This window comes from Parasynechococcus sp. (genome assembly GCF_042954245.1).
Taxonomy (GTDB): Bacteria; Cyanobacteriota; Cyanobacteriia; order PCC-6307; family Cyanobiaceae; genus Parasynechococcus.
In genome coordinates, this window is sequence record NZ_JBGKDP010000102.1 from 1 (window position 1) to 3,243 (window position 3,243).

Sequence of the window (3,243 nt, forward strand, 5' to 3'; positions counted from 1 at the left end):
CCCCTCCGTGGAAGCACCAGCCCGTTGCAACTGCTCCTGCAGCACGGCAAACCACTGCTCCACCGGAGCAGCAGGCGGCTGGGGCTCACCGGTGCGCTCCAGCCGCCCGCACCAGCTGATCAGCAGATGACGACGTGCCGACATCAAGGCATCCAGCAGCACATAGCGGTCCTGGTCGCTGCTGCAGGGATCCCCCAGGCGCCGGTGCTGCTCGAGCAGATGAAAGCCAGGACGGCGGCTCGGGCGCGGAAAGTCGGCGCTGTCGAGGCCCATCAAGACGACCACCTTGTGAGGAATCGCCCGCATCGGCTCCAGGGCGCTGATGGTGAGGGCTCCACTGCGGTGACCGAAGCGGCCGCTGTCCACCGACAACGCCTCCTGCAGCACCTCCAAGGCCACCGCTGCATCAAGGTCCAGGGGGCAGTCATGGGCCCGCAGCCGCCACTCCTCCAGGGCCGCCGCCCAGCTCTGCGACTCATCGGCCCAGGCCCCACCCTCAGCGAACAGCTCCTGCAACAGGGACTGCAGCAGCTGCACCCAGCCATGGCACGGCCGGGGCTGTCGCAGGCGATCGAGCATCCGCGCCAGACGGTCCAGCAGCGTCCACCAACGCACCAGGCGATCGGGGTCCAGCTCCTGCTGGAACGGTGCCGCCCCTGCTGGAGCCAGGCCCGGCTCCACCGGCAGCACCAGCCCCAGCAGCCAACGGTCGAGACACCAACGCAGGCTGTGCACCTCGTCCCCGCCCCGCTCGCGGGCGTCCAACCCCCAGCGAAAACCGCTGCGTTGCAGCGTTTGGGTGATCAGCACCGCCTCCTCCGGCGTGAGTCCCTGCTGGCCCTGTAGGGCCGGATTGGCCAGCAGACGTTCCAGCCCCGTGGCGGTGAGGCGTGTGGCAGCCAACTCCAGCAGCGTGAACATCGCCATCGACAACCCCGGACTGCTCTGCTGACTGCGGTCGGTGAGGCGCCAAGGCAAATCGACACCGATGGCCGCCGTATCGTTGAACACGGAGCTGAGCAGCGGTGCATAGCGCTCAATCTGCGGCGTCATCACCAGCACGTCGCGTGGCGCGAGATCGGGATCAGCCGCCAGCCACTGCAGGATGCGATCACGCACCAGTTGCACCTCCCGCCAAGGCCCCGGTGCCGCTTGAAACAGCAGCGACTGATCGTCTGAGGAACGCTTCAGTGCGGGGACGCTGTCGGCATCCACCAGCTGCTGCTGAAGCTGATCGAGCAGGGTGGGCTGGCGCTCTTCCGCCGCGGCGATCTGCAGAGAACCTACAAACAGATCCCCCTCGCGACGCTCCCCCAGCTGCGCTTCACCGGAGCCCTCCAGCAACTGCTGAAATTCGGCGCCCATCCGCCCAAAAACGGCCTCCAAACGCGGCGCCTCCGCCAACCAGCCCCCATCGGGCGGAACCAGCCAGTCATCCCCGAGCGACGCACGCCGACTGCCGCAGCGCTGCCACAGATCCGGACACGGGGTGAGCAAGTAGATCTCCACCTCCAGCAAACCTGACAAGGCCTGAATCAGATCCACCTGCACCGGCGCCAGAGCACTGATGCCAAACAGCCGCAGCCGCTCCGGCAGCAGGGCTGGATCAACGTTTCCTCGCCGGAGACGATCGACGGCCTCATGCACCTGCAGGCCAAAGGGAGCCCGGGGCAGCCGTTGGGCCAGTAGTCGCCAGAGCACGGGCTGCCAGTCGTCATCAGGCTGCGGCCGTTCCCATTGCTCCAGTTGATCGGGGCGGTAGAGGGCGTAATCATCCATGGCATCTGCAATGGTACGAGCCAACTGCCAGCGGTCCCGCGTCAACCCCGAGGCGGTTCCTTCACGCTGGGTGAGCCAGACCCGCAGCGGCTGGGCGACGGGCTGCTCCAACAGCTCCGGCAGCAGTTCGAGCACAGCCCACACCAGCTGGCCCGCCCGCCAGGGATCGTCCTCCTGCGCGGGGAGACGTAGCACCTGGCGCACCAGCTGCCGCAGGCGACTGCCCGGGAAGGGGAACCGCACCAGGGAACTGATGCCATTGGCCGTGGCCAGCTGTTCCCCCAACCATCGGCTGGTGGGCCAGGTATTGACCATCACCTCCACCGTCTCAAGGGGGCCCGGCTGCTGCTCGATCAGCTGACGGGAGAGCAAACGAGCCAGAAATTCAGCCCTGTTGCTTCGGTAAACCGTCAGCAAGGGCCAACTCCAGCCAGCACGGCATCGGTTGCAGCTCCTTCAACCTGAACGACTGCATCCGTTTCCGGGCAGTAGGCCGACAGACGGCCGCCGTAGACCGCACCGGTGTCGATCAGAACGATCGCGCAGAGGCGCTCCACCTGGGGACGGGGCGTATGGCCCACAACAACTTGGCCAAAACGACCGTCATGGGCCTCCCAGAAGGAATCACGAATGGAGAGATCCGGTTGGCCTGCTGCGTCGAACTCGGCATGGGTGGCGCACCAACCGTCACCGCGGTAGACGAGCGGAAGCTGTTGCAGGCGCGGCAACCATTGGCGAGCGCTGCTGTCGCCCAACTGGGCATAGGTGGCGTGTTGACTCAAGCCATCCTGGGATTCCAGGGCATCAATGAGGTCTTGCTCATGGTTCCCGCGCAGCCATGTGGCACGGCCTGACTGGACCAAATCCCAGACCAGATCCATCGTTGCGGGAATGGCCTCACCACGGTTGATCACATCCCCGCAGAACACCAGATGGTCGTTCGGCGGCAGGGTGGCAAGCAAATGGCAAAGGGGCTGGTGGCAGCCATGCACATCTCCAATCACCCAGTGCCGGCGGCTGCGCAAGTTCAAAGCAACAACCTGGAGATGCATCAATTCTGATGCTCAGCCAGGCACCGCCAAGAATCCGGAATGCAGATCAGAACAAACCGAGAAAGCGCTTGCGTTCCTTGGGTTGGCTTGGGTTTGGCTTGGGCTTTTCGGGGGTTTCGCGGCGGTAGCGGGGCTTGGCATCACCGACGGTGACCAGGGGATCGTTGTTCTTGAACCAGATCCAGTCGCGAATCGGCGGCGTCTCCGTGAGATCCCGACGGGTCAGCCCCAAACCCAGCTTGGCCGAATCCCCCAGAAGGATGTCCACCATCGCGTCCCCATCGGCACAGGTGGCCAACGCCTTGTTGGTTTTCTCCGCACCATCGAGGGCCTGCACCAGGAGTGCAATGCGCTGCTGAACGGGAAGGGAACTCGGATTCATCAGACGGCACCGGCAAGGGCATCGGGAATC

3 protein-coding genes are annotated in these 3,243 nt (G+C 65.2%); all 3 read right to left on the reverse strand.

Going from position 1 to position 3,243, the window contains the following annotated elements:
• Positions 1-2,196: exodeoxyribonuclease V subunit gamma (locus tag ACGVJ8_RS04685; protein ID WP_392345874.1), on the reverse strand; the 2,196-nt coding region annotated here is incomplete at its 3' end.
• Positions 2,190-2,831: a metallophosphoesterase gene (locus ACGVJ8_RS04690; protein WP_392345876.1), complete on the reverse strand. Its 642-nt coding sequence runs from the start codon at positions 2,829-2,831 to the stop codon at positions 2,190-2,192. The genes ACGVJ8_RS04690 and ACGVJ8_RS04685, both read right to left, overlap by 7 nt.
• A 46-nt stretch (positions 2,832-2,877) precedes the next feature.
• Positions 2,878-3,213 carry a hypothetical protein gene (locus ACGVJ8_RS04695; protein ID WP_392345877.1) on the reverse strand — a complete coding sequence of 112 codons (336 nt, stop codon included), beginning with the start codon at positions 3,211-3,213 and terminating at the stop codon, positions 2,878-2,880.
• Between the last annotated feature and the right edge of the window lie 30 nt (positions 3,214-3,243).

What these genes read in the sequence shown, in the direction of transcription:
- ACGVJ8_RS04690 (WP_392345876.1), bottom strand. Translation starts at nt 2,831, where the DNA reads ATGCATCTCCAGGTTGTTGCTTTGAACTTGCGCAGCCGCCGGCACTGG.
- ACGVJ8_RS04695 (WP_392345877.1), bottom strand. Translation starts at nt 3,213, where the DNA reads ATGAATCCGAGTTCCCTTCCCGTTCAGCAGCGCATTGCACTCCTGGTG.